The organism is Aequorivita xiaoshiensis (assembly GCF_022008395.1).
GTDB lineage: Bacteria > Bacteroidota > Bacteroidia > Flavobacteriales > Flavobacteriaceae > Aequorivita > Aequorivita xiaoshiensis.
Genome location: NZ_JAIRBB010000004.1, coordinates 60,451 through 84,595 on the forward strand (window position 1 = coordinate 60,451; position 24,145 = coordinate 84,595).

Genomic DNA, 24,145 nt, shown 5'->3' on the forward strand with positions numbered 1-24,145 from the left:
AATTAGTTGTTTTGGATGGTTTCAATAAAAATGTCGCTCGCTGATGGAATTACTTCAACAAAGTGAGTTAATTGTCCTTGAGACGTAAGATAGTTCACAAACTCATTAGTAGATACCGAGGCTGGCAACTTCACTTTGTATTTAAGTTCCTCGTTTATACTTTTGAATGTTGTAGGGAAAATTTCAAACTTCTCTTTTAAGGAAGCAGTTGTTGCTGTGTGATTAGGAGTTATTAGTCCAATTTCAAAAATGTTGTTTTTGTATTGTCTTTTAATATCCACTAGCTTCCCATCTAGAATTTTATTGGATTTATTAATTAACGCAATATGATCGCACATTTCTTCTACCGATTCCATTCGGTGTGTAGAAAAAATAACAGTTGCTCCATCATCGCGTAATTTTAATATTTCATCTTTAATTAAATTGGCGTTAATAGGATCAAAACCACTAAAAGGCTCATCAAATATCAATAATTTTGGGTTGTGTAGAACGGTAACCACAAATTGAATTTTTTGTGCCATTCCTTTTGAAAGTTCTTGGATTTTTTTATCCCACCAATCCCCGATATCCAGTCTATTAAACCAATATTTTAATCTTTCCTTAGCTTCTCGTTTTGAAAGTCCTTTTAATTGAGCCAAATACAATGCTTGCTCCCCTACTTTCATGGTTTTATACAAACCTCGTTCTTCAGGCAAATATCCTATATATCTTATATGATCTGGTTTAAGTGGTTCACCATCTAATATTACCGAACCAGTATCTGGCATTGTAATTTGATTGATGATTCGAATTAAAGTTGTTTTTCCAGCACCATTTGGCCCTAACAGCCCAAAGATACTTCCTTTTTCCACCGCTATAGAAACATCGTTAAGCGCCTTGTAATCTCCGTAGTTTTTGGATACATTATTAACTACTAAAAGTTTTTCCATAAAATTTATTTGTAAGATGTAAATATATTGATTTGAGAGCCTAACAGCACTTTTTACAGTTAACTTTTAAGAAATTTTTAGACTCTAGTATAATAACAATATTTGTAGACTAATTGATATAGTTATCTAAAAGACAAAAATGCTATAAATGCAAAACCCACCCAAAAACCTAAGCTTTTGGGTGGGAAAAAAATTGCTATGAAAAAGAAAAATTGCCGCCTCTTAGACGAAGCGACAATTCAAATATATACAAATTATTTTAATTTAACGTTTGTTTAAGAAAACATGTCTTTAACTTTTTCAAAAAATGACTTGTCTTCCTTTTCTGGGTTTGGTTCAAAATGTTGATCGTTGGCCATTTTTTCAAAAAATTCTCTTTGCTCTTTCGAAAGAGATTTTGGTGTCCAAACATTAACGTGAACTAGCAAATCACCAGTACCGTAACCATTTATACTTGGTATACCTTTACTGCGGAGTCTTAATATTTTTCCACTTTGTGTACCCGCTTCAACTTTAATTCTAACTTTTCCTGTTACAGTTTCTATTTCTTTGGAAGTTCCTAAAGCTGCATCAGAAAAACTTATATATAAATCGAAATGTAAGTTGTCGCCTTCACGTTGTAAACTTGGATGCGGTTTTTCTTCAATAGCCACCAATAGATCGCCAGGAACTCCATTTCCCGGAGCATCGTTTCCTTTTCCGGAAACCTTTAACTGCATTCCATCTACAACACCAGCTGGAATTTTAATTGAAACTGTTTCCTCAGTCGCTAACATTCCGTCAGCATCTGCATTTGCAGGCTTTGAATCTACAATTTGCCCTAATCCTCCACAAGCATTACAAGGAGCTGAAGTTTGCATCCGCCCCAGAATTGTATTTTGGATACGGGTAACTTGCCCTTGTCCATTACAAGTAGGACAAGTTTTATAAGTTGTTCCTTGGGCTAGTTTCTTGCGTTTTACTTTAATTTTCTTTTCTACACCGGTAGCAATCTCTTCTAAGGTAAGTTGTACACGAATACGCAAGTTACTCCCTTTTACAGTTCTACGTCCGCCGCCTCCGCCGAAGCCACCGCCTCCGAAGCCACCACCGAATGCGCCGCCAAAGATATCGCCAAACTGGCTGAATATGTCATCCATATTCATACCACCGCCTCCGAAGCCACCACCGCCTTCAAAGGCTTGATGACCAAATTGGTCGTAACGTGAACGTTTGTTGGGGTCGCTAAGCACTTCGTAAGCTTCTGCAGATTTTTTAAACATTACTTCCGCTTCATCATCCCCAGGATTTTTATCAGGGTGATATTGAATTGCCTTTTTACGATATGCCTTTTTTATTTCGGCAGTCGTTGCATTTTTTGAGATTCCTAATATTTCGTAATAATCTTCCTTCATATTATTGTCCTATAACCACTTTTGGGTAGCGGATAATTTTCTCACCTAAAGTGTATCCCTTTTCTACCACATCAATTATTTTTCCTTTTAATTTTTTGTCTGGAGCTGGAATCTGAGTAACTGCTTCGTGTGCTTCAGAATCAAAAGTGTCGCCCTGCTTAACCTCCATCATCTCTAATCCTTTAGAACGAAGAGTTTCACGCAGTTTATTATTGATAAGTTCTACACCCTTAAAGTGATCGTCTCCTATTTTTTCAATTTCTTTTAGCGCTCGTTCAAAGTCGTCTAAAACTGGTAATAATGAAATTATCACCTCTTCACCTGCTGTTTTAAACATTTCTATGCGTTCGCGAGAGGTACGCTTTTTATAATTTTCAAATTCTGCGAAAAGACGCAAGTAGCGATCTTTTTCATTTTGAAGTTGATCTTGCAATTCAGCTAAAGGATCTGTTTCGTTTTCTTCAGCAATCTCCTGCTCATTATTCATTTGTTCGTCTAAACCTACTTCTTCCTGAAATTCGGTTTCTTTGTTTTTATCATTTTTGCTCATAGCGAGAATTCTTTCAGTTTTTCAAGAGGGAGCAAAAGTACTGCCAATTGTTGTAAAATGTCAAAATGTCACAGCTTTTAATTTAATATTAATTTAAGATATAATGATTCAATTAATATTACTTTTGCGCTCCATTAAACATTTAAAATAAACTATGAAACCTACAACCTTAAAAATTACATTACTAGCCTTTTTGGCAGCAGCAACATTCTCTTGTAAAAATGCTGAAAAAGAATCTGAAGTTGCAGTAGAAACTCCAGCAGAGGCAACTGAAGCAGCAGTAGAATACAACGTAGACCCAGCAGCTTCTGAGATTAAGTGGGAAGGTGAAAAGCCTACTACAAAACACTTCGGAACTATTTCACTTAATTCTGGTGTATTCCATTTAAACAATGGAGTTGTTGAAGCTGGAAAATTCGAAATAGATATGAACACAATCAACGTTCAAGACTTAGAAGGTGAATACAAAGATAATTTAGAAGCTCACTTAAAAGGAACAGTTGAAGGTAAAGAAGGAGACTTTTTCAATATTAAAAAATATCCAACTGCAAAATTTGAGTTGACTGGTATGGAAAACAACATAGTGAAAGGTAACTTAACTATTAAAGGTAAAACTAACGCTATCGAGTTTCCTGCAACTGTTGTTACTGAAGGAGATAAAATGACATTAAAGAGTGATGCTATTGAATTGGACAGAACAAAATGGGGTATCAACTTTGGTTCTAAGTCTATATTTGACAACCTAGGAGACAAATTTATTAGCGACATTATGAAAATAGAAGTTTCTTTGGTAGCTAATAAAGCTTAATCAGAAAAAATTTTATAAACTAAAAAGAGGCCATTTTGGCCTCTTTTTTATTTCGTATTATTCCTTCAAAACATCTTCTAGCGCATTGTCTAGATTATAATATTTAAATTGATACCCTAGCTTTTCTAATTTCTTAGAACTAACAAGCTGCCCTTCTAAAACTAATACAGACATTTCCCCTAAAACTAATTTCAACACAAATGCCGGTATGTTTGGCAACCAAAGAGGACTGTCAAGTTTTGAAGCTATCATTCTTGTCATTTTTTTATTCTGAACGGGATTTGGAGCTACAGCATTAAACTTTCCTTCTAACTGATTATTGAGTAAAAAAAGATAAATTGCTGCAATATCTTCAATATGTATCCAAGACTGCCATTGCTCGCCACTGCCTAGTGGAGCGCCTACCCCTAATTTAATAGGCTTAATTATTTGGGGTAATGCACCTGCTCCTTTTGCCAAAACCATCCCCGTACGAACTTTGGTAACCTCCATCCCGGCATTTTTAAATTTTGCTGTAGCAGCTTCCCAAGAAGAGACCACATTTGCTAAAAATGAGTCATCGGTTACTTTATCTTCTTCAGTGTAAAGTTTTGTTTTGGAATTGGGGTAGATATTTATTCCACTAGCGGAAATAAAGTGGACTATATTGTGATCGATCTTTTGAAGCGTATCATAAAGTAAGTTAATTGACATTACCCTACTGTCGATAATAGTTTTTTTATAACTATCTGTCCACCTTTTTGCAATAGATGCTCCTGCCAAATTTATTATAGCAGTAACATTTTCAAAAACTTTAGTGTCTATTTCACCTTTTTTCGGGTTCCAATAAAACCCTTTATAGTTTTCGGTATTTTCAATTTTTTCTTTACTTGTGGTAAGATAATGAACAGCGATCCCATCATTGTGACATTGTTTTACCAATTCACTTCCCACAAGTCCTGTAGCTCCAGTTATCAACACTTTCTTCTTCATAATTTTAAATTTATAAATTCAAAAAGGAACTACAAAGTGTCTTAACGGAAGATTGTGAAATATGCATCGCAATCTAATTAATTGAAGTTTATCAACTACTTTTTAATGAGGAAAACAAAAAAGCAGATTAAGGATTTTCTAACTTTTAAAGTTCCAATTTTGTCGCTCTCATCATTTCTTTTTTTCCTGGAGGACCAGGAATTCGTTCAACAGAAAAGCCAACAGCTTGCATTGCACGACGGGCATTTCCGTTTGCGGCATAAGTAACTAATACTCCGTTGGGTTTTAAAGCATTGTACATTAATTGAAAAATTTCTTCAGTCCATAAATCTGCTTGCACACGGATTCCAAAAGCGTCGAAATAAATTAAGTCTATGCTACTATCAAGCGTAATTTCTGAGAAGTACATTTTATTTTTCAGAAGGTGAAAATTATCTGAAATCGATGATTTTTCTTCCCAAGGAGTATTGTGCAGTGTTAAAAACCCTTCTTCTGAAGTATTTAATAGTTCTGGGTAATTTAAGGTTTCAATTTCAGAAACTTCTAAAGGATAAGCTTCAACGCCAGTGTATGTAATATTGAAATTGTGCGTTTCTGTTTCTAATAAAGTGAGAAATGCATTTAACCCTGTGCCAAAACCAATCTCTAATATAGAAATATCTTTAGATGAATTATTGTCAGTCCAATAAAAAAGCCCTTCTTTTATAAAAACGTGAAGAGCTTCGGCTATCGCCCCGTGCTTGGAATGGTATTGTTCATTCCATTCTGCTATATGCAAAGTGTATGAGCCATCGCCTGTTTTAAGAATTGAACGTTTCAAAATACTATTCCTTTTCTACTTTTGAAATAAGCACACCATCAGCTTCAAAAGCTAGTGTTCTTTTTACTTCGGTAATCGCTGCTATTTCTTCTTTTGATTTTCCACCATCTTCTGCGTAGTGACGCTGATCTTCAATACTCATCTCCTCTATATAGGCTTTTCCGTTAACAATAATTTCTTGTCCTGCAATATCTTTCGGCATGAAAAAACCATAATCTTTAAAACGAACCATAGCTTCATCATTACCTAAATCAAGGTTCATCCAACAGCCTTTTTTCTGGCATACATCTTTTACAGTTGTAGTAAATTTCACATTTATAGTATCTCCAGGTTTTAAAGCGTTGTATTTTTCAATCATTTCAGTCTTTGTCAATACACCTTCATCTGTAATTTCATCTCCAAAAGACTGATAATGTATCGCAACCTCTTCCACTTGCGAATTAGATGACTCCTCTTTTTGCTCATTTTTACAGCTAAAAAAGGCAAATGAAATTGCGAGTACTAATAATATTTTTTTCATTTTTAAATAATTATTATATTATTGATTGTTATTGTATTGCAATTTTAAGGATTTTTTAAATTTTTAATGGTCTAAATTTTACCTATTTTTACCGAATAAATGAAAATTAAATGAATTCTTCAATTACTCCAAAATTAAATATACTTAAAACAGAAACTTCTAGAGTTAAAGAAGTTGATTTTGACAACCTTGTTTTTGGAAGCACATTTACCGATCACATGTTCGAATGCGATTTTAAAGATGGCGAATGGCAAAATCCAACAATTAGACCGTACGGTAATTTATCAATCTCACCTGGTGCGAAAGTCTTTCATTACGGCCAAGCCGTTTTTGAAGGAATGAAAGCCTATAAAGATGACGATGGTAGAGTTTGGTTATTTAGACCAGAAGCAAATTTTGAACGAATTAATAAATCGGCTAAGAGGTTAGCCATACCTGAATTTCCTCGTGATATTTTCTTTGAAGCTTTGACCACACTTGTACGTATGGATAAAGAGTGGATTCAACCAGGACTTGGAAACTCTTTGTACATTCGTCCATTTGTAATGGCGACTCAAGTTGGGGTTTCTGCCTCTCCTTCAGACGAATATAAGTTTATGATTTTAGCAGCACCTGCTCAAGCATATTATACAGGTGATGTAAAAGTTGTTATTGCCGACCATTATAGTCGTGCTGCAAACGGTGGTGTAGGTGCTGCAAAAGCGGCTGGAAACTACGGGGCACAATTTTACCCAACAAACCTTGCACGCGAAAAAGGATTCCACCAAATAATTTGGACAGACGATAGTGAACATAAATATCTAGAAGAGGCAGGTACAATGAATGTTTTCTTTAGAGTAAATGACACTTTGATTACCGCTCCTGTCAGCGATAGAATTTTGGATGGAGTAACCCGAAAGAGTGTTATTGATATTGCAAAACACAATAACATAGATGTAGAGGTGCGTCCTGTTTTAGTATCAGAAATTGTTGAAGCGGCAAAGGATGGAAGTTTAAAAGAAATTTTTGGTGCGGGAACTGCAGCAGTTATAAGCCCTGTAAGTGCTATTGGCCATAAGGAGAATGTTTACGAACTCACTAAACCTGAAGACAGCTACTCTGCTCGATTTAAGAAAGACTTAATGAGTATCCAACACAATATTACTGAAGATCCTTTTGGTTGGAGATTTGAAGTTAAGTAAAAAGAAACCATAAATTAAAAGTGCCGGCTGGGCAATTAAAAATAAAATCCAAATTTCAAAGGTTCTAACCCTTTGAAGTTTGGATTTTTCTCTTTATAATTTATTTTTCAAGTATCTCTTTAATTTTTGGCTCAAAATAACTCGGGCCTTTTAACACCTTTCCATCTTCTCTGTAAATAGGTTTACCATCTGCTCCTAACTTACTCATATTACTTCGTTGAATTTCGTCAAAAACCTCTTCAATTTTATGTTGCATACCATGCTCAATTATGGTTCCACATAAAATGTAAAGCATATCACCCAAAGCATCTGCAACCTCAACTAAATCGTTATTATTTGCAGCTTCAAGGTACTCTTCATTTTCTTCTCGCATTAATTTGTAACGCAACAGATTTTTATTAATTCCAAGATCAGCAGTTGGAGCGTCTTTCAAACCAAGACCAAATGCTTTGTGAAATTCTGTTACTGCAGCTATTTTGTTTTTCATTGTATTCTTTTGAGGTTAGACTTCTTCAATTATTGAAAAAAGAATTAAAATACAGGTTTTCAGAATTTACATTGATTCTTGTGAATCCTGAATCTTGTTTGCACTTTAATCCTTACTTTTACAGCCATAAAACTACAAATTTATGTTCACAACTGGTCAATGGGTTTTTACTGCTTTGTTTTTTATTGTTTTCGTGATTATCATAGCTTTTAGCTATCGAAACGATAAAAAACTTCATAAAAAATACTACAAAGGAAGTATTTGGGTTTTGATTGGTTTTATAGCTTTTGTATTACTCTTAGTTATGGTTAAAACATATTTTAAACCTTAAATTGAATTCAATTTATCTTAAAACAAAAAGCGCTTCGGAATTTCCGAAGCGCTTTTTTTTATGTTGAAAACTAAAATTAGTTTACAGCAGGCAAATTACTATAGTTTTTGGCATAGTATAACATCTGCTCAGCAAATGTTTTTGGCTGCTCAATTGTAAAGCTTTCAATTTCGCCACTATCTTTCATTTTTGGAACAATTACAGGATTAACAAATCCGCTATATGGCGCAGATGTAAACTGCTTGTTACGCTCTAAAATTTCTTTATGAAGGTCGTAATCTACTTTTACACCGTATGTTTCAACAAGTTTTTCTACAGCTGCATAATCTCCTTCACTCTTAATTCTTTGAGTCTCGCGTAATAACTGTCCGAATAAATCGTGTAATTTATCATAATTGTTAATATTGTAGTAGGTTTTGCCATCACGAGTAACTTTTTCAATTACGTTGTCCTCTTTTCCTTTTTCGTAAACCCAAGAAGACACCCACTGACGGTTACGCATATGTGCTTGTACAACATCATCACCAAGGTTAAGACGAATTAACTGCGTCATTAAACCATTTCTGATATAACCATCATAGGCAGCCATTCCCACTTTTTTCCAGTCATCAACTAATCCTAACTCTTGCAATTTTGGAGTGTATAGGTAATATAATCCTACTAAATCTGCACGACCTTCTTCTAATGTTGAAGCGTAATTCTTAAGCGTTTCTTTTGTTTCACCTACACCAGGGTTTAATTGTCCTGAAGCGTGACCAATTACTTCGTGAAGTGCTGTGTGAAGTTTATCGGCTACTTGTCCGTATTCTTTTTCTAATGCTAGCTCTTCGTCATCGTGAACAAATTCTTTTAATCTACCTGAACTACCAGCGTTATTGTAAGCTTCAATAATGTTACCCAATGAAACCGACTTACTTCCTACCGCTGCCCGAATCCAGTTAGCATTTGGAAGGTTTACACCAATTGGTGTACTTGGAGAAGCATCACCAGCTTCGCCTGCTACGTTTACAACTTTATAAGTAACACCTACAACATTTTTCTTTTTGTGCTCTTCCATCAATGTTGAATTATCTTCAAACCATTGTGCGTTTTCAGAAAGAACAGCCATTTTTTCAGACATATCAAAGTCTTTAATCTGTACGATGCTTTCGTAAGTCCCTTTGTATCCTACTGGATCTTGATAAACTTCAATAAAACTGTTGATGTAATCAATATTTCCTTCCGTAGCAGCTGTCCAAGCAACGTTGTAATCGTCCCAAGTTTGAAGATCACCTGTTTTGTAATATTCTATTAACAAACCAATTGCATCACCTTGAGCTTTATTTTCAGCTACACCTTGAGCCTTTTCAAGCCACTCGATTATTCTATCAATTGCTTCGCCATATAGTCCACCCGACTTATACACCAATTCTTTTACCTCACCATTCTCCTTAACTAGTTTTGAGTTTAAGCCAAAAGACAATGGTTTATTCGGGTCTGGAGATTGCTTTTTTGAATAAAAATTTTCTACATCTTTAGTGGTAACATTAGCTCCGTAAAAGTTTACCGCGCTTTTAGCTACGTTATCAATACCTTTAGACTGATCAACTTTTGTAGCATCTTCGTCATTAAAGATTACTTCAAAAGCTTCACCTTCTAAAGTAGTGTTTGTATCATTTAATAATTGCTTTAGATAATCTGAAGAGAACTCAGGTTTTATCTTGTTGCTTGCATAATGATGGTGAATACCATTACTAAACCAAATTCTTTTTAAGTAGGTTTCAAAGTTATTCCAATTATCAGAAGACTTATCACCCTTATAATTTTGATACACATTTTCTAATGCCTTTCTGATTGTAAGGTTGTGTCTATAATTCTGATCCCAGATTATATCTCTTCCTTCTAATCCTGCTTGAGTAAGGTAATAAACTAGTTTTTGTTCTTTCAAAGATAGTTTTTCCCATCCTGGAATTTGGTAACGCAAAACTTTGATATCTGCAAATTGCTCTACTGAATAGTCAAAATCTTTACTCTCTTCAGTTTCGACTTGTGCAGTTGGTTTTTCATCTTTTTTCTCATTACAAGAAAAAAACAACAAACCACTCATTGCCATTGCAATAAATAAGGTTTTCTTCATTTTATTTAAATTTTTATTAAACGCAAATGTACTAAAATAATGGACTCTATATTAATTGGTTTATCACGAATGAAATAGCAGACGTCTATATATAAAAGCTTAGATGAAATTTCCGTATCTTAGCACCTACAACCAACTCCAACCTTAAAAACATGAAAATAATTAAGTATTTACTTTTTCTTATTCTCCTGATAGTAATTGGCGGTGCCATTTATTTTGGAACACAGGACGGCTCTTACGACATTAAAGATTCAATGGTTATTAAGGCTCCTCCAGAAGTGGTATTTAATAAAGTAAATGATTATAGAAATTGGGAAACTTGGGGACCTTGGAAAAAAGAAGATCCTACAATTAGGTTTACTTACGCCGAAAAAACTGCAGGCGAAGGTGCTTCCTATTCTTGGGATGGTGAAATGAATGGTTCAATGACAACTACCAAGGTAATCCCTAATAAAGAGATCGAACAAGATTTAACGTTAGAAACTCCAGGAGGAACGCGTCACCCTAAAGTATTTTGGAGTTTTGAAGAAGTTCCTGAAGGAACCAAAATAACTTGGAAAATGAAAGGAGAACACACCCTACTTGATAAGTTCTTTTTCTCGATAAGTGGAACCGATTTTAAAGCTCAAGTTCACGAAATGAATATTACTGGTTTGGAAGGAATTGCCAAAGAAGTAGTTGAGGATATGAAGAAATATTCAATAAATGTAGATGGACTTACGCAATACGGTGGTGGATATTATATGTACACAACTTCCGTAGCTAGAATGCAAGAATTAGGTGATAAAATGGAACCTATGATGACACAAGTATTAGACTTTGTTTCTAATAATAATTTAAATATGTCGGGGAAACCTTTTACCTTATACAATCAAGTTGACGAGGCAAACAATACTGTTATTTTCTCAACAGGTGTTCCAGTAAGAGAAAAAGTAATTACCCCTGAAGGTAGCCCCGTAGTTTGTGGATTTATGGAGCCTATTTCTGCAGTTAAGATTTCTCTAAAAGGAAACTATAACCACTTGCCAGAAGCATATACCGAAGGTAATGAATATATTAAAAAGAATGGTTTAGAAATAGACCCTGAGGGTAAAAAATTTGAAGTATATATTACAGATCCAAATGAAACTGCGAACCCTGCTAATTGGGTAACAGAAATTTACATACCAATCATAACGACCCCAAAACCTGATTTAGAAGAAGGTATATAAAATGAAGCAACTCGTTTTAGTTTTTATTGGTGGGGGTTTAGGAAGTACAATGCGCTATGGACTTTCTAAGCTTCTAAACAATACTGCAACAGGAATACCTTACGGTACGTTTGCTGCCAATATTCTTGGAAGTTTATTAATTGGAATAATACTAGGACTCGCTTTAAAAAACCAAACCCTTTCTCAGAATACAGTTTTATTTCTAGCTACTGGATTTTGTGGTGGATTTACAACATTTTCAACCTTTGCTTATGAGAATCACTTATTCTTAAAAAGCGGGGATTTTATGTTATTCGCTTTATATACTATCGCTAGTTTTATAGTTGCACTTGCAATGGTTTTTATCGGTTTGTGGACCGTGAAGTTTTTTTAATATTTTTTAAAATTTTTAACCCCAGCTTCAATTCGAATTAATAAATCGTTTTCTTTAGGAGGTATAGGGCAAGAATATTTTGGGTTATATGCACAATAAGGATTATAGGCTTTATTAAAGTCGATAATAATAGTATCTCCTTCAGGAATTCGCTGATCCAAATACCTTCCCCCACCATAGGAGCCGTCTCCGCTTGTTAAATCGGTAAACGGCAAAAATAGATAATCCTCGTATCCAGGTTCATTATAGGGTTGTGTGTTTTTAAAAAGACTTAAAACAAACTCCTTTCCATCTATACTAAAATGGGCTTCTCCATATTTTACATATTCTGGAGTTCTAGCTGTAGTGGTTGGCATTAAAAATGGCTTTTCATCTGGAGTACGCACAAATCTAGCGTTCACAATATATTTCTCATCTATTGGATAAAAATCTAACGCTTTAAAAGTTCGAAAATCTTCGGGAGTGAGAATTGTTGTTTCAGGATTAGCGAATTCACTATTTAGTTTAACCTGTGCCTTTAGACTTTCTAAGCGTAAGGCTTCACTCTGAGCAAAACCTAAGGTAGTGATTAGTAAAAATGAAAAGAGAAATAAATTCTTCATAAAAAGTTTTTAGTAAAATTAGAAAAGAATTTTAAAATTCGTAATTTTTTATCGATAAGACAAAAATTTATAAAACATCTAAAATTCTCATCAGTTTATTTCACTTTTACCGCAAATTTTACACAGAATTTCTTTAATTTGAACACTACTCACCTACACAAAAATGAAGAAAATCGCTATTAGCCAAATGAAAAAAAGCTATAGATTGGGAATAGGAATACAACAAAAATATAGCTCCACCTTAAGCTTAAATTATTCATATAAATAAAAAGGTAGACGAAATTCCGGCTTTAAGATTGTGATTCCTTTTTAAGCCTTTTATTTTTTCGACTAACAATTACCGCATCTAAACAAGAAATCATCAAAGCAATTCCCGCAAACAAACAAATAATTCGAACCAACTTATCACCAGGAAACTCTAATCCTGTAAAACCCAATAATGCTGTAACAATAGTTATAATCAAAAAATGAATCGTATAGTTTTTCATGGTATATGTTTTAATTAGAGAATCAAAAATACTTCATACATAGCTCCACAAGTCTTAACAAGATTCTAATTATAACAATTTTAACATCAGCTAGCTACTTCACAGGTTTTAGTGCATTGTTTTTTACAACATGTGAAAGTACTATCTGAGTTTTAGTTTCACCATAAAAAATAAGTTGGTCTATAAAAGACTCTAAGTGTTTTTGATTTTTTAAAACAACTTCCATTACAATATTTTCATTTCCTGTAATCCGATAGCAGTTTATAACCTCATCGTATGTTTTTACTATTTCAAGAAAAGGTTTCAATTTACCCATAAAAGCGCGAAGAGTGATAATGGCTTTAAATTGATACCCAGCTTCCATAGGAGAAACATCTGTAAAATAACCAGTTATAATATTAGAGTCTTCCATTTTTTTAATACGTTCAGAAACTGCAGGAGAACTAATACCTACCTCCCTCCCGATTTCGGTGTTTGGCTGACGTGCATTTCTTTGAAGACACTTCAGTATTTTCCAGTTTAATGAATCTATACTCATATTAAAGTTTTAATCAATTTTTACTTAATATTTAAAGCAAATATACATTTTTACTTTAATATCAATTATGAATTAAAATTTCTTGTCGCTAAATTTGATACACTTTAAAATTATAAAATGTCAGCTCATACTTACGGAAATAATAAACATTCAGCGATGTACCTAAAAGCAATGGAAATTTTTTCATTAGCTCGTAACATCTCTACATACCTAAGTTATGATTTAGCAGGAATTCAGAAAAACGGAAAAGAAGATCCTAATATTTATTTCAGTGGCGATATTGTTCAACAATCAGTATCACTTGGACCTAAAATTTTAAAAGCAGAAAGTCAACCTTTATCTGAAGAAAAACACAAGCATGCAGCTTCTGTGATTCACTTATCTAATTTGTTATACAAAAACTGCGAACGCTTAGAGAATGTTAATAGCAATGGTAAGGATTTTCTACCGTTATTAAGAAAAGAAATCAAGAAGTTTCGCAAACTTCAACATACCTGGCAATTAACTCTTTAACATTTAGAGCACCACTTTTCATTTTCTATATCAGAAACCTATCGTTACCTTTGTAAAAGGAATATACTAATGCCTTTTTATGTTTGAAGACGACGATTTTGATTCTATGGAGCACCACAACCACGTGAGGCAAATGCCTATTTATATAAAAGCCGAGGAAATTTCAAACCTTGTCTATCACCTTGTAAAATCTGTAGAAAACACCGATATAAATTATAAACGCAAAGGCGAAAAGAAATTAATGGAGTATAATTTGAGTTATATGATGGAAAACTCACTTATTATTCCAACCAAAATTATGGGTGCAGAAAGCGTTGATGCTTACGACCTTAAAATGGAAAATGCCACCATAATTCGTAAATCAGCTCGCGAAATTATCAACGACCTTCAAGGAATTGAAATGTTAGGCTTTGATGAAATTGAATACCTTGATTTACTTCGAAAAGAAGTTGAAAACTTCCGTGTTCTTTTTGCTGAATGGGTGAAGACCTTTGATCCTTGGGATTACACTATAGATCGTTGGGGGCTATTTAATCCGCCAGGTATAAATTACGACGACCACAGTCCTGAAGATGACATCCCTTTTGATTCAGAAAATATTTTTGAAGATTTTTTTGATGATTATGAAGACGAAGATTGGGAAGATCTAGAAGATGAAGATAGTGAAACTGAGGAAGAACAATAACAACAATTTTTAATTTTAAAATATAAACCCCGACAATCTAATTAGAATGTCGGGGTTTATTATTATTAATTATTATTTCTACATATTACGTCTATACTGCCCACCTACTTTAAATAAGGCTTCGGTAATTTGCCCTAACGAACAAACCTTTGTTGCTTCCATAAGTTCTTCAAATATGTTTTTATTGTGAATTGCTGCAGTCTGCACTTTTTCAATTGCATCCGTTGCTTTTCCATCATACATTTTATGAAGACTTTGAAGTGTTTTAATTTGAACTTGCTTCTCTTCCTCAGTTGCGCGAATTACTTCAGCAGGAAGAACGGTTGGCGAACCTTTACTACTTAAAAAAGTATTTACTCCAATAATCGGGAATTCACCATTGTGCTTTAAAGTTTCATAATACAAACTCTCTTCTTGAATTTTGCTGCGTTGGTACATAGTTTCCATTGCACCAAGAACTCCTCCACGCTCAGTGATACTATCAAATTCTTTTAATACTGCTTCTTCTACTAAATCGGTTAACTCTTCAATAATGAAAGATCCTTGAATTGGGTTTTCATTTTTAGCAAGCCCTAATTCCTTATTGATAATTAACTGAATTGCCATTGCACGACGTACACTTTCTTCTGTAGGTGTTGTTATAGCCTCATCGTAAGCATTTGTATGCAGTGAATTACAATTATCGTAAATAGCGTAAAGCGCTTGTAATGTAGTACGAATATCATTAAAGTCTATTTCCTGCGCGTGTAATGAACGTCCAGAAGTTTGAATGTGATACTTCAGCATTTGAGCTCTTGGGTTTGCACCATACTTCTCTTTTAATGCTTTTGCCCAAATCTTTCTAGCTACTCGACCAATAACTGCATATTCAGGGTCGATACCATTACTAAAGAAAAATGAAAGGTTTGGACCAAACTCGTTGATGTCCATTCCACGGCTCAAGTAATATTCTACATAAGTAAAACCATTTGCTAGAGTAAATGCCAACTGAGTAATTGGGTTAGCTCCTGCTTCGGCAATGTGGTAACCACTAATAGAAACAGAATAGAAGTTTCTTACTTTCTTTTCGATAAAATACTCCTGAACATCCCCCATCAATCTAAGTGCAAATTCGGTAGAGAATATACAAGTATTTTGCGCTTGATCTTCTTTTAAAATATCTGCTTGAACGGTACCGCGAACCTGTTGTAATGTTTCGTATTTAATTTTGTTGTAAACATCAGCATTTAATACTTGATCTCCCGTTACACCGAGTAGCATCAATCCTAAACCGTTATTTCCTTCTGGTAACTCTCCATGGTATTTAGGACGTTCAATACCTTTATCCTTGTAAAATTTATTGATTTTCTTTTCAACATCTGCCTCGAGACCATTTTCAACAATGTACTTCTCACAATTCTGATCAATAGCTGCATTCATGAAGAACCCTAAAAGCATAGGCGCAGGACCATTAATCGTCATACTCACAGATGTCATTGCGTGACTTAAATCAAAACCAGAGTAAAGTTTCTTGGCGTCGTCTAAACAGCAAATAGAAACTCCCGCGTTACCGATTTTTCCATAAATATCCGGTCTTAAATCAGGGTCATTACCATATAAGGTAACACTATCAAAAGCAGTAGAAAGCCTTTTTGCAGGCAATCCCATACTTACGTAGTGAAAACGTCTATTTGTACGCTCTGGTCCACCCTCACCTGCGAACATTCTTGCAGGATCCTCACCAGTTCTTTTAAAAGGATATAAACCAGAAGTATAAGGGAATTCTCCAGGAACATTTTCTTGAAGCACCCATCTTAAAATATCGCCCCAAGCTTGATATTTTGGCAAAGCAACTTTTGGGATTTGTGAATGTGAAAGCGATTCGGTATGTGTTTCAATCTTAATTTCTTTGTCGCGAACTTTAAAACTATAGATTGGATTTTTATATTTATTTACTTTTTCATTCCAACCGGTGATTACTTCCCAGTTGTAGGGGTCTAGATTCAACTTTTCACGATCAAATTCAGCAAGTAATAATTTTAATAGATCTTTATTGGCTTCCGAATCGTCAATAAATTCAGAAACTATCCCAGCTTTATCCAATTCTGGTGTTTTTCCAGAAATCGATTCTATAGCTTTGTAGATTCCATAAAGTTTTTGGGCAACTTCAGATTGCTCTGAAGCATTTTTGTCGTAAGCTCTGTTGTTTTCAGCAATTTCAGATAAGTATCGCGTTCTTGATGGTGGGATCACAAAAATCTTCTCATCCATTTCTTCTGGAACTTGAAAATCACTTTTAAGATCTCCCTCAGTTTTTTCTGAAATAGTTTCCATTATTGCTTTATACAGCGTGTTCATTCCAGGATCGTTAAACTGGGACGCTATTGTTCCATAAACAGGGAGCTCGTCTTGTGGAGTTTCCCATAGGTGATGGTTACGTACATATTGTTTTTTAACATCGCGTATTGCATCTAAAGAACCGCGCTTGTCAAACTTGTTAATTGCTACTAAGTCGGCAAAATCTAACATATCAATTTTCTCAAGCTGAGTTGCCGCCCCAAATTCAGGTGTCATAACATATAATGAAACATCACTGTGTTCTAATATTTCGGTGTCGCTCTGCCCAATACCTGAAGTTTCTAGTATGATTAAATCGAAGTTAGCAGCTTTTAAAACCTGAATAGCTTCAGCTACGTATTTAGACAAGGCAAGATTACTTTGTCTTGTAGCCAAACTACGCATATATACTTTTGGAGAGTTAATAGCGTTCATACGAATTCGGTCTCCTAATAAAGCCCCACCCGTTTTTCTCTTTGATGGATCTACAGAAACAATCCCAATAGTTTTTTCAGGGAAATCAATTAGAAATCTTCTTACTAATTCATCAACTAATGAAGATTTACCCGCTCCTCCTGTTCCGGTAATACCTAGTACAGGAGTTGTATTTTTTTCGTTTATTTCGTGAATTTTATCCAACGCATCTTTTGCGATTTCTGGGAAGTTTTCAGCAGCAGAAATTAAGCGAGCAATAGAACCGATTTCCTTATTTGGAAGATTCTCTAGTTCATTATTAAGTTTATCACCAATAGCAAAGTCTGATTGTTTAACTAAATCGTTAATCATTCCCTGCAACCCCATTTCTCTACCATCATCAGGCGCATAAATACGAGTGATACCGTAATCCATCAATTCTTTTATCTCTGATGGAAGAATAACACCACCACCACCACCAAATATCTTAATATGACTAGCCCCTTTTTCCTTTAGAAGGTCGTACATATATTTAAAGTATTCGTTGTGCCCTCCCTGGTAGGAAGTCATAGCTATAGCATTCGCATCTTCTTGGATTGCCGTATTTACCACTTCTTCTACACTGCGGTCGTGACCTAAGTGTATAACCTCAACACCAGTGGACTGAATAATTCGTCTCATTATATTAATAGCGGCATCATGTCCATCAAAAAGAGATGCTGCAGTTACAATACGTACTTTATGTTTAGGGGTATATGGCTTAATGTTTTGCATAATAATTTCTACTTGTAAATTAATAGGCAAATTTAATTAAAACCATACGAACTAAACAGCTATATGTAATAATGATAATTTTAAAAAATATTATGACAATAAATCATTTTATCGTATCTTAGAGTATTAATTTTTTAATCTAAATATAAAATATTATGAAAAAAATCTACTTATTAGCATTTACTTTAGGAGCATTTGCTTTTTCTACTCAAGCTCAAGTAGAATTAACCGACGATTTCGAATCTTATACGGTGGGCGATGTGTCACCACAAGCAGATCATTGGCGTACTTGGTCTGGTAATAGTGGAGGTGCTGAAGATGCAGACGTAACAGACGATGAAGCCTTGTCTGGAATCAAATCATTACATATTGACGGATCTGGAATTACAGATATGATTCTATTAACTCCTACGGCCCCTATGTTTGGAACATATACAATTCAATGGTACTCATATATTCCTGCTGGAGCTTCTGGTTATTTTAACATGCAGGCAGCATTGAGCGCAAGTGGTTCGGCATGGACACAAGCTCTTATGGGAGGAAACGTTTATTTTAATTGTAGTGGTTCAGAAGCTGGACAAGGAGGAGTAACTGGACAAACAGATTGCTCTACCTATGACCAAGTTTTTACTTTTCCAGAAGACCAATGGTTTAAAACAACCTGTGTTTATGATTTAGATAACCAGGTTTGGGACATGTTTATAGATGGACAACAAGTAATTTTCGCACAAGTATTTGAATTTGGAGGTCAAGTATTTACAGAATTAGCTGGAATTGACTTCTATTCCGCCAGCCCAAACAACGATATGTATATAGATGATATAACTATGGCTTCTGGAATTTTAAGTACAGAAAATTTTACTGAAGATAAATTCTCTGTATATCCTAACCCTGTAAAAGACATACTAAACATAGAATCTGCAGCTTCAGTAGATAAAATAACTGTTTATGATGTTTTAGGAAAAGTTGTGCTTCAAGAGAAGCCAGGAAAAATTTCTCCTACAGTTAATATGGGCAGCCTTTCTTCAGGAACATATATGGTTAAAGTAACTATCGGAAACAACTCAAAAATTGTAAAAATCGTAAAATAAAAAAGAGTTTTAAATGTTTAATTTTAAAAAGGTCCTTAAGTTTTAAGGGCTTTTTTATTTCATAAAACTTATTTTTTTTCAATAAAAACATCAAAACATCCTTTTTTTAAATCATTTTATTATATCTTAGACCCTCATAAAATCAAACAAACTATAAAATATTATGAAAAAAATTTACTTATTAGCATTTACCTTAGGAGCATTTAGTTTATCTACATCTTATGGTCAAATTGACCAACAAGATGATCTTGAAAGCTATTCTCCTGGTCCTATTTCATCTCAAGCTGACTATTGGAAAACTTGGTCTGGAGAGGAAGGTGGCCCAGAAGATGGTATCGTTGCTTTAGACCAATCTAACTCAGGGTCACAGTCTTTATTAATTGATGAAGTTGGGGCTCCTGCTGGTAAAGACCAATTGTATCTTATCGATAGCCAACCAGACACCGATATCTATACTGTAAGATTTAGCATGTACATTCCATCTGGAAAAGAAGGATATTTCAACTTACAAGGAGAAACACCTGCAGGTAGCCAAGGCGATGGTTCTTTCTTAAGCCCTGATATTTATTTTAATCCAGACAATACGACTCCAGGTCAAGGTCAAGTTGCTGATGGATCTGCTACTTGGGCTTTCCCTCATGACGCATGGTTTCCAGTAGAATTAATTCTAGATCTTGACAATAAAACACTTCAAATGAATGTAGATGGTTTACCAGCTATTTTAGAAGGAACTCCATTTAACGATATGGCAGTACCTTATTTTGGAGCTATTGACTTTTACGCACCTAGCGAGTTTACAACTTATTACATTGATGATGTAGTTACAGCTTTTGGCTTACTAAGCACTGAAGATTTTAAAGCTGATAAATTCTCTGTATACCCTAATCCAGTAACAGATTTCTTGAATATAGAAACTGTTAATGCTGTAGACCAAGTAGTTATTTATGATGTATTAGGAAAAGTTGTTCTTCAAGAAAACCCAAGCACTATTTCACCAAGAATCAACATGAGCAACCTTCCAACTGGTGCTTATTTAGTTAAAGTAAAAATTGGAAACAGCTCTAAAACTGTAAAAGTTCTTAAATAAGAATTTTAAAAATAAGTTTATAATTAAAAGACCCTTCGCATTGAAGGGTCTTTTTTTATCTTTGAGGTTTCTATAAAAACAATCAAGATGTATTTAAAAAAATTTATTCTTTTTATTAGTGTATTTACGCTAGTTTCATGCGCTGAACTACAACAAGTAGTAAACACCCTACCAACTGACACAGGTATAGGCATGGACCCTCAACTAATAGGAAACGGTCTTAGAGAAGCTTTAGACAAAGGAATAGATAAGCAAGTAACAAAGCTAACAAACAAGGATGGGTTCTATAAAAATCATCTCGTGAAGATTATGTTGCCTTCAGAGTTGCAAAAGGTAGATCAAACCCTACGCGATATAGGCCTTGGAAGTCTTGCCGATGAAGGGATAAAAGCGTTAAACCGCGCTGCTGAAGATGCTGTAAAAGAAGCTACACCTATATTTGTGAGCGCAGTAAAGCAAATTACATTTACGGATGCAAAAAACATTCTTCTAGGTCCAGATAATGCAGCCACTAATTATTTAGAACAACGCACTAATACCGCTTTATATTCAAAATTTAATCCTGTAATAAAAAACTCTTTTGCTAAAGTTGGAGCAGATCAAATTTGGACAAATATTATTAAAAGATACAATTCAGTTCCTTTTGTTACTAAAGTAAATCCAGATTTAACTGACTATGTAACCAACGAAGCTTTAAAAGGTGTTTATACGATGATTAGTGTAGAGGAGAAAGATATTAGAAACAATATCGGTGCAAGAACCACAAAATTACTCAGACAGGTATTTGCTATGCAGGATTAATATCCTTAATTAATTAACAGTATAAATCACTAAGCAACTTTATTTTAGGAGACTATTAACCAAGCCTTTGTAACATTTTAGCTTTATACAAATTAACTTTGCATTTGTAAAAAATGCGGCAATGACTAATTTGTTTAGAAAAAAATCGAAGCTTGAAAAACTAGAAGAAAAATACACTCTTTTAATGAAAAAATCTTTTGAAACTTCTCTAAAAGATGTCGATAAAAGTGAATTAATTCAAAGTCAAGCCGATAAAATTAAAAGTGAAATAAAAAGACTTTCATTGAACAGCCATTCTTAATTGATTCACATATTAGCTTTCGTGCAGTCTTTTAAAGTACTCAAACGCTTTTGTCATTCTACTACCATACCAACTAAAATATTCTCCATCTACTAACTTAACTTCAGCCTTAAATTCTTTTTGAAATTCTGAAACGTGTTTTTGTTTAAAAGGAAATGGTTCTGTGGAAAGCAAAATGGTTTCAGCCTGCCGTAATAATTCTTCTCGAACTTCAGGATAACGGGAATTTTTATCCGTAAAGAGGTTTTCAAACCTATTTAATTCTAGCAATTCATTGATAAACGTATCTCTACCTGCAGCCATATATGGATCTTTCCATATTAGGTAAACTACTTTTTTTATAGGAAGCTTCTCAGAAAATGCTCTGAAGGCTTTCAATTCGGATAGAATTTTTGAACTTATTTCTAATGCAGATTGCGAGACTTTAAATACCTCCCCTAACTTATTTATCATCTCAATACATTCAGAAATATTTGAGATATCACTTACCCAGACAGGAGCTATTTTCTCTAACTCAATTACTATTTCTTCGGTATTTTCTTCTTTATTACAAATTACAATATCTGGAGTAAGGGCTCTCACCTTCTTATAGTGCACATTTTTTGTACCTCCAACAATTGTCTTTTCCTTCCTTAGCGCATTAGGGTGCACGCAAAACTTGGTTACCCCAACTATCTTATCGCGTAAACCTAAATCTACCAATAATTCGGTTTGCGAAGGCACCAAAGAAACAATTCGGGTGGGAGTTTTGCTAAGTTGTACAACTCTATTTAACTGGTCAATGAATTCCATCTAAAATGGTTTTCATTTCAATTTGCAATTTCATTGCTACTTCAGCAGCAGCATCGGCAAAATTATTTTTATTTGAAGCGTAAATTATTCCTCTTGAAGAGTTTATCAATAAACCAATGTTTTCAGACATTCCATATTTACAAACATCTTGTAGATTTCCGCCTTGAGCTCCTACACCAGGAACCAATAAAAAGCTATTAGGCACAATTTTGCGAATGTCTGCTAAGTACTCTGCTTTAGTTGCTCCAACTACGTACATTAAGTTTTCACTATTGCCCCAAGCTTTAGAAGTTTCCAAAACTTCTTTATAGAGTTCTTGTTGCCCAACATTTTTTGTTTGAAAATCAAAAGCACCTTCATTTGAAGTAAGTGCAAGTAAAATTGTATGGTTGTCTTTAAAGGCTAGAAAAGGTTCTACAGAGTCTTTCCCCATATAGGGAGCAATAGTAATCGAATCGAATCCTAAGTCTTCAAAGAAAGCTTTTGCATATCTTGAAGATGTATTGCCTATATCACCGCGTTTTGCATCTGCAATGGTAAAGATTTCTGGATAATTTTTATTTAAATAAGAAATCGTCTTTTCCAAGGATTTCCATCCTTTTAAACCATAAGCCTCATAAAAAGCAGTATTTGGCTTATACGCCACTGCATATTGATGTGTAGCATCTATAATAGCTTTATTAAATGCAAAAATCGGGTCTTCTTCCTTTAAAAGAAATTCCGGAATTTTATCAAGATCTACATCAAGTCCTACGCAAAGAAAAGATTTCTTTCTTTTTATTTCTGAAATTAGTTGTTGGGTAGTCATTAAGATTAATTTAAATCGGACGAATGTTTATTGTTAAGCATCGGTAAATAATAGAAGTAAAATTAACCAACTACGATAAATAGTTGCTTAATCCCCACTTTATAAAACTTGTAACACCAAACTATTTTAGAATGTTTCGCCTGCTTCTTTTAGCTTTTCTGTATTACTCACCAATTGTAATTCGTCTATTATTTCTTGGATATCTCCATTCATAATATTACCCAGGTTGTAAAGAGTAAGGTTTATTCTATGGTCGGTCACACGCCCTTGCGAGTAGTTATATGTTCTAATTTTAGCACTACGATCTCCACTTGTTACCATAGAACCTCTTTTAAGAGCATCTTCAGCTTGTTTTTTAGCCAATTCCATATCATACAAACGTGAACGAAGCACTCTAAAAGCTTTTTCCTTGTTTTTGTGCTGTGATTTTTGATCTTGACACTGCGCAACCAATCCTGTTGGAACGTGAGTTAAACGCACAGCAGAATAGGTTGTATTAACCGACTGCCCACCTGGACCAGACGAACAGAAGAAATCTACTCTTACATCTTTTGGGTTAATTTCAATATCAAATTCTTCAGCTTCTGGAAACACCATAACCGTAGCAGCACTAGTATGTACACGTCCTTGAGTTTCGGTTTGTGGTACTCGTTGTACACGGTGTACACCAGCTTCAAATTTTAAAGTACCATAAACATCATCACCTTCAATTTCAAACTGAATTTCTTTAAAACCTCCACTAGTACCTTCACTTAAATCTATAACGTTTGTCTTCCAACCTTTACCTTCACAATATTTTGTGTACATCCTGAAAAGGTCTCCTGCAAATATACTTGCTTCATCACCACCTGTACCCGCGCGAATTTCCATAACGGCATTTTTAGAGTCTTCAGGATCTTTAGGCACTAAAAGGAATTTTATTTCCTCTTCTAATTGAGGCAAACGAGTTGACGCTTCGTCAAGTTGCAACTTGGCCATTTCAACCATTTCAGCATCACTTCCATCCGAAATGATTTCTTCAGCTTCATTAATATTATCAGTAAGCTCAAGATATTCTGATCTTTTATCCATCAAAACTCTTAAGTCTTTATATTCTTTATTCAATTGAATATACCTCTTTTGGTCACTGATTATATCTGGTTGAATGATAAGGTCACTCACCTCATCGAAACGTTGTTTTATTATTTGAAGCCTGTCTAACATATATTTTTATAATGAATGGCAAATTTACAATTTTTTAGTC

General features: G+C 34.3%; 26 protein-coding genes. 11 read left to right on the forward strand and 15 right to left on the reverse strand.

Going from position 1 to position 24,145, the window contains the following annotated elements:
* Nucleotides 1-2 precede the first annotated feature (2 nt).
* The 3 genes from K8344_RS06830 to K8344_RS06840 form a co-directional block, all read right to left on the reverse strand.
* Entirely contained in the window at nucleotides 3-929 is a 927-nt protein-coding gene (locus K8344_RS06830; protein ID WP_237607997.1) for an ABC transporter ATP-binding protein, read from the reverse strand.
* 275 nt (nucleotides 930-1,204) lie between these two features.
* Nucleotides 1,205-2,323, reverse strand: a complete 1,119-nt coding sequence (dnaJ, locus tag K8344_RS06835) for a molecular chaperone DnaJ (RefSeq protein WP_237607998.1) — start codon at nucleotides 2,321-2,323, stop codon at nucleotides 1,205-1,207.
* A gap of 1 nt (nucleotide 2,324) precedes the next feature.
* Nucleotides 2,325-2,873, reverse strand: a complete 549-nt coding sequence (locus K8344_RS06840) for a nucleotide exchange factor GrpE (RefSeq protein ID WP_237607999.1) — start codon at nucleotides 2,871-2,873, stop codon at nucleotides 2,325-2,327.
* Between the two features lie 154 nt (nucleotides 2,874-3,027).
* Between K8344_RS06840 and K8344_RS06845 the strand changes: the two genes are divergently transcribed.
* Nucleotides 3,028-3,681, forward strand: coding sequence for a YceI family protein (locus K8344_RS06845; RefSeq protein ID WP_237608000.1), 654 nt, complete (start codon nucleotides 3,028-3,030; stop codon nucleotides 3,679-3,681).
* 57 nt (nucleotides 3,682-3,738) lie between these two features.
* Here K8344_RS06845 and K8344_RS06850 read toward each other — a convergent pair whose 3' ends face one another.
* The 3 genes from K8344_RS06850 to K8344_RS06860 form a co-directional block, all read right to left on the reverse strand.
* Nucleotides 3,739-4,653, reverse strand: a complete 915-nt coding sequence (locus K8344_RS06850; protein WP_237608001.1) for a TIGR01777 family oxidoreductase — start codon at nucleotides 4,651-4,653, stop codon at nucleotides 3,739-3,741.
* Nucleotides 4,654-4,798: 145 nt separating this feature from the next.
* Complete coding sequence (mnmC2, locus tag K8344_RS06855; protein WP_237608002.1) at nucleotides 4,799-5,473, reverse strand: tRNA (5-methylaminomethyl-2-thiouridine)(34)-methyltransferase MnmC2; 675 nt, start codon at nucleotides 5,471-5,473, stop codon at nucleotides 4,799-4,801.
* Nucleotides 5,474-5,477: 4 nt separating this feature from the next.
* Nucleotides 5,478-5,993, reverse strand: a complete 516-nt coding sequence (locus tag K8344_RS06860) for a DUF4920 domain-containing protein (protein WP_237608003.1) — start codon at nucleotides 5,991-5,993, stop codon at nucleotides 5,478-5,480.
* Between the two features lie 110 nt (nucleotides 5,994-6,103).
* Between K8344_RS06860 and K8344_RS06865 the strand changes: the two genes are divergently transcribed.
* Nucleotides 6,104-7,174: a branched-chain amino acid aminotransferase gene (locus tag K8344_RS06865; RefSeq protein ID WP_237608004.1), complete on the forward strand. Its 1,071-nt coding sequence runs from the start codon at nucleotides 6,104-6,106 to the stop codon at nucleotides 7,172-7,174.
* Between the two features lie 100 nt (nucleotides 7,175-7,274).
* On the opposite strand, the gene K8344_RS06870 is transcribed toward K8344_RS06865, so the two are convergent.
* On the reverse strand, nucleotides 7,275-7,661 hold the full coding sequence (locus K8344_RS06870; RefSeq protein ID WP_237608005.1) for a nucleoside triphosphate pyrophosphohydrolase family protein: 387 nt from the start codon (nucleotides 7,659-7,661) through the stop codon (nucleotides 7,275-7,277).
* A gap of 142 nt (nucleotides 7,662-7,803) precedes the next feature.
* Between K8344_RS06870 and K8344_RS06875 the strand changes: the two genes are divergently transcribed.
* Nucleotides 7,804-7,992: a hypothetical protein gene (locus K8344_RS06875; RefSeq protein WP_237608006.1), complete on the forward strand. Its 189-nt coding sequence runs from the start codon at nucleotides 7,804-7,806 to the stop codon at nucleotides 7,990-7,992.
* Between the two features lie 76 nt (nucleotides 7,993-8,068).
* Here the strand turns inward: K8344_RS06875 and K8344_RS06880 are convergent, their stop codons facing one another.
* Nucleotides 8,069-10,108 carry a dipeptidyl peptidase 3 gene (locus tag K8344_RS06880; protein ID WP_237608007.1) on the reverse strand — a complete coding sequence of 680 codons (2,040 nt, stop codon included), beginning with the start codon at nucleotides 10,106-10,108 and terminating at the stop codon, nucleotides 8,069-8,071.
* Between the two features lie 152 nt (nucleotides 10,109-10,260).
* Between K8344_RS06880 and K8344_RS06885 the strand changes: the two genes are divergently transcribed.
* The gene (locus K8344_RS06885; protein WP_237608008.1) at nucleotides 10,261-11,319 is read left to right on the forward strand and encodes an SRPBCC family protein; all 1,059 of its coding nucleotides are present in this window, start codon (nucleotides 10,261-10,263) and stop codon (nucleotides 11,317-11,319) included.
* Between the two features lies 1 nt (nucleotide 11,320).
* Entirely contained in the window at nucleotides 11,321-11,692 is a 372-nt protein-coding gene (gene crcB, locus K8344_RS06890; RefSeq protein ID WP_237608009.1) for a fluoride efflux transporter CrcB, read from the forward strand.
* Here crcB and K8344_RS06895 read toward each other — a convergent pair.
* From K8344_RS06895 to K8344_RS06905, 3 genes are all read right to left on the reverse strand, one after another.
* Nucleotides 11,689-12,294: a DUF1684 domain-containing protein gene (locus tag K8344_RS06895; RefSeq protein WP_237608010.1), complete on the reverse strand. Its 606-nt coding sequence runs from the start codon at nucleotides 12,292-12,294 to the stop codon at nucleotides 11,689-11,691. The genes crcB and K8344_RS06895 overlap by 4 nt on opposite strands.
* 290 nt (nucleotides 12,295-12,584) lie before the next feature.
* The gene (locus K8344_RS06900; protein WP_139855061.1) at nucleotides 12,585-12,782 is read right to left on the reverse strand and encodes a DUF1328 domain-containing protein; all 198 of its coding nucleotides are present in this window, start codon (nucleotides 12,780-12,782) and stop codon (nucleotides 12,585-12,587) included.
* 94 nt (nucleotides 12,783-12,876) lie between these two features.
* Nucleotides 12,877-13,320, reverse strand: coding sequence for an Lrp/AsnC family transcriptional regulator (locus tag K8344_RS06905; protein ID WP_139855060.1), 444 nt, complete (start codon nucleotides 13,318-13,320; stop codon nucleotides 12,877-12,879).
* 117 nt (nucleotides 13,321-13,437) lie between these two features.
* Here K8344_RS06905 and K8344_RS06910 point away from each other — a divergent pair, with 117 nt between their 5' ends.
* Together K8344_RS06910 and K8344_RS06915 are read left to right on the forward strand one after the other, a co-directional pair.
* The gene (locus K8344_RS06910) at nucleotides 13,438-13,833 is read left to right on the forward strand and encodes a hypothetical protein (RefSeq protein WP_237608011.1); all 396 of its coding nucleotides are present in this window, start codon (nucleotides 13,438-13,440) and stop codon (nucleotides 13,831-13,833) included.
* Between the two features lie 79 nt (nucleotides 13,834-13,912).
* A complete protein-coding gene (locus tag K8344_RS06915; RefSeq protein WP_237608012.1) occupies nucleotides 13,913-14,518 on the forward strand; it encodes a hypothetical protein in 606 nt (201 codons plus the stop codon).
* Between the two features lie 78 nt (nucleotides 14,519-14,596).
* Here the strand turns inward: K8344_RS06915 and K8344_RS06920 are convergent, their stop codons facing one another.
* Complete coding sequence (locus K8344_RS06920; RefSeq protein WP_237608013.1) at nucleotides 14,597-18,022, reverse strand: methylmalonyl-CoA mutase family protein; 3,426 nt, start codon at nucleotides 18,020-18,022, stop codon at nucleotides 14,597-14,599.
* 155 nt (nucleotides 18,023-18,177) lie between these two features.
* On the opposite strand from K8344_RS06920, the gene K8344_RS06925 reads away from it, so the two are divergent.
* From K8344_RS06925 to K8344_RS06940, 4 genes are all read left to right on the forward strand, one after another.
* Entirely contained in the window at nucleotides 18,178-19,113 is a 936-nt protein-coding gene (locus K8344_RS06925) for a T9SS type A sorting domain-containing protein (protein WP_237608014.1), read from the forward strand.
* Nucleotides 19,114-19,276: 163 nt separating this feature from the next.
* The gene (locus tag K8344_RS06930) at nucleotides 19,277-20,200 is read left to right on the forward strand and encodes a T9SS type A sorting domain-containing protein (RefSeq protein WP_237608015.1); all 924 of its coding nucleotides are present in this window, start codon (nucleotides 19,277-19,279) and stop codon (nucleotides 20,198-20,200) included.
* A gap of 87 nt (nucleotides 20,201-20,287) precedes the next feature.
* Nucleotides 20,288-21,001 (forward strand): DUF4197 domain-containing protein, encoded by a 714-nt coding sequence (locus K8344_RS06935; RefSeq protein ID WP_237608016.1) that lies wholly within the window; start codon nucleotides 20,288-20,290, stop codon nucleotides 20,999-21,001.
* Between the two features lie 121 nt (nucleotides 21,002-21,122).
* A complete protein-coding gene (locus K8344_RS06940) occupies nucleotides 21,123-21,302 on the forward strand; it encodes a Lacal_2735 family protein (RefSeq protein WP_237608017.1) in 180 nt (59 codons plus the stop codon).
* Between the two features lie 12 nt (nucleotides 21,303-21,314).
* Here K8344_RS06940 and K8344_RS06945 read toward each other — a convergent pair whose 3' ends face one another.
* The 3 genes from K8344_RS06945 to prfA all read right to left on the reverse strand — a co-directional run bounded on the left by K8344_RS06945 (nucleotide 21,315) and on the right by prfA (nucleotide 24,105).
* Nucleotides 21,315-22,094, reverse strand: a complete 780-nt coding sequence (locus K8344_RS06945) for an ABC transporter substrate-binding protein (protein ID WP_237608018.1) — start codon at nucleotides 22,092-22,094, stop codon at nucleotides 21,315-21,317.
* Entirely contained in the window at nucleotides 22,081-22,902 is an 822-nt protein-coding gene (gene pyrF / locus K8344_RS06950; RefSeq protein WP_237608019.1) for an orotidine-5'-phosphate decarboxylase, read from the reverse strand. The genes K8344_RS06945 and pyrF overlap by 14 nt, the downstream gene beginning before the upstream one ends.
* Before the next feature lie 126 nt (nucleotides 22,903-23,028).
* On the reverse strand, nucleotides 23,029-24,105 hold the full coding sequence (gene prfA / locus K8344_RS06955) for a peptide chain release factor 1 (RefSeq protein WP_237608020.1): 1,077 nt from the start codon (nucleotides 24,103-24,105) through the stop codon (nucleotides 23,029-23,031).
* Nucleotides 24,106-24,145: the final 40 nt, after the last annotated feature.

What these genes read in the sequence shown, in the direction of transcription:
- prfA (WP_237608020.1), bottom strand. Translation starts at nt 24,105, where the DNA reads ATGTTAGACAGGCTTCAAATAATAAAACAACGTTTCGATGAGGTGAGT.
- K8344_RS06845 (WP_237608000.1), top strand. Translation starts at nt 3,028, where the DNA reads ATGAAACCTACAACCTTAAAAATTACATTACTAGCCTTTTTGGCAGCA.
- K8344_RS06865 (WP_237608004.1), top strand. Translation starts at nt 6,104, where the DNA reads ATGAATTCTTCAATTACTCCAAAATTAAATATACTTAAAACAGAAACT.
- K8344_RS06885 (WP_237608008.1), top strand. Translation starts at nt 10,261, where the DNA reads ATGAAAATAATTAAGTATTTACTTTTTCTTATTCTCCTGATAGTAATT.
- K8344_RS06925 (WP_237608014.1), top strand. Translation starts at nt 18,178, where the DNA reads ATGAAAAAAATCTACTTATTAGCATTTACTTTAGGAGCATTTGCTTTT.
- K8344_RS06930 (WP_237608015.1), top strand. Translation starts at nt 19,277, where the DNA reads ATGAAAAAAATTTACTTATTAGCATTTACCTTAGGAGCATTTAGTTTA.
- K8344_RS06920 (WP_237608013.1), bottom strand. Translation starts at nt 18,022, where the DNA reads ATGCAAAACATTAAGCCATATACCCCTAAACATAAAGTACGTATTGTA.
- K8344_RS06895 (WP_237608010.1), bottom strand. Translation starts at nt 12,294, where the DNA reads ATGAAGAATTTATTTCTCTTTTCATTTTTACTAATCACTACCTTAGGT.
- K8344_RS06860 (WP_237608003.1), bottom strand. Translation starts at nt 5,993, where the DNA reads ATGAAAAAAATATTATTAGTACTCGCAATTTCATTTGCCTTTTTTAGC.
- K8344_RS06915 (WP_237608012.1), top strand. Translation starts at nt 13,913, where the DNA reads ATGTTTGAAGACGACGATTTTGATTCTATGGAGCACCACAACCACGTG.
- K8344_RS06905 (WP_139855060.1), bottom strand. Translation starts at nt 13,320, where the DNA reads ATGAGTATAGATTCATTAAACTGGAAAATACTGAAGTGTCTTCAAAGA.
- K8344_RS06875 (WP_237608006.1), top strand. Translation starts at nt 7,804, where the DNA reads ATGTTCACAACTGGTCAATGGGTTTTTACTGCTTTGTTTTTTATTGTT.
- pyrF (WP_237608019.1), bottom strand. Translation starts at nt 22,902, where the DNA reads ATGACTACCCAACAACTAATTTCAGAAATAAAAAGAAAGAAATCTTTT.
- K8344_RS06935 (WP_237608016.1), top strand. Translation starts at nt 20,288, where the DNA reads ATGTATTTAAAAAAATTTATTCTTTTTATTAGTGTATTTACGCTAGTT.
- K8344_RS06830 (WP_237607997.1), bottom strand. Translation starts at nt 929, where the DNA reads ATGGAAAAACTTTTAGTAGTTAATAATGTATCCAAAAACTACGGAGAT.
- dnaJ (WP_237607998.1), bottom strand. Translation starts at nt 2,323, where the DNA reads ATGAAGGAAGATTATTACGAAATATTAGGAATCTCAAAAAATGCAACG.
- K8344_RS06910 (WP_237608011.1), top strand. Translation starts at nt 13,438, where the DNA reads ATGTCAGCTCATACTTACGGAAATAATAAACATTCAGCGATGTACCTA.
- K8344_RS06870 (WP_237608005.1), bottom strand. Translation starts at nt 7,661, where the DNA reads ATGAAAAACAAAATAGCTGCAGTAACAGAATTTCACAAAGCATTTGGT.
- K8344_RS06840 (WP_237607999.1), bottom strand. Translation starts at nt 2,873, where the DNA reads ATGAGCAAAAATGATAAAAACAAAGAAACCGAATTTCAGGAAGAAGTA.
- K8344_RS06850 (WP_237608001.1), bottom strand. Translation starts at nt 4,653, where the DNA reads ATGAAGAAGAAAGTGTTGATAACTGGAGCTACAGGACTTGTGGGAAGT.
- K8344_RS06945 (WP_237608018.1), bottom strand. Translation starts at nt 22,094, where the DNA reads ATGGAATTCATTGACCAGTTAAATAGAGTTGTACAACTTAGCAAAACT.
- crcB (WP_237608009.1), top strand. Translation starts at nt 11,321, where the DNA reads ATGAAGCAACTCGTTTTAGTTTTTATTGGTGGGGGTTTAGGAAGTACA.
- K8344_RS06900 (WP_139855061.1), bottom strand. Translation starts at nt 12,782, where the DNA reads ATGAAAAACTATACGATTCATTTTTTGATTATAACTATTGTTACAGCA.
- K8344_RS06880 (WP_237608007.1), bottom strand. Translation starts at nt 10,108, where the DNA reads ATGAAGAAAACCTTATTTATTGCAATGGCAATGAGTGGTTTGTTGTTT.
- K8344_RS06940 (WP_237608017.1), top strand. Translation starts at nt 21,123, where the DNA reads ATGACTAATTTGTTTAGAAAAAAATCGAAGCTTGAAAAACTAGAAGAA.